The 443-nt window shown below is 67.5% G+C and carries 1 pseudogene; it reads right to left on the reverse strand.

Features of this window, described 5'->3' with window-relative positions:
* Positions 1 to 443 (reverse strand): annotated as a pseudogene (locus tag HX846_RS36415) (glutamine synthetase); the annotation flags it as partial.

The following is a 443-nucleotide window of genomic DNA, read 5'->3' on the forward strand; positions in this document are numbered from 1 at the left end:
AGCATGCCGCCCACCGCGTGGCGCAACAGCGGCGTGCCGTCGGGCGCTTCGCTGGCAAACAGGTTATTGCCGTCGCGGTCCGCCAGGCTGACGTGCATGTGCATGCCGGTGCCGGCCAGATCGTCGAACGGCTTGGCCATGAAACACGCGGTCATCCCGTGCTTGTGGGCTACGCCCTTGACCAGGCGCTTGTAACGCACCGCCTCGTCCATGGCTTGCAGGGCATCGCTACGATGCTCCAGGGTGATTTCCACCTGGCCCGGGGCGTATTCGGAAATCGCCGTGCGCGCCGGGATACCCTGGAGTTTGCAGGCGCTGTAGAGGTCGGCGAGGAACGGTTCGATCTGCTCCAGCTCCCGCAGGCCGTAGACCTGGGTCGAGCGCGGGCGCCCGCCGTCGACATCCCGCGCCGGTTGCGGGCGGCCGTTGCTGTCGGGTTTCTG

Origin of the sequence: Pseudomonas sp. K5002, assembly GCF_013386655.1 — a bacterium.
GTDB lineage: Bacteria > Pseudomonadota > Gammaproteobacteria > Pseudomonadales > Pseudomonadaceae > Aquipseudomonas.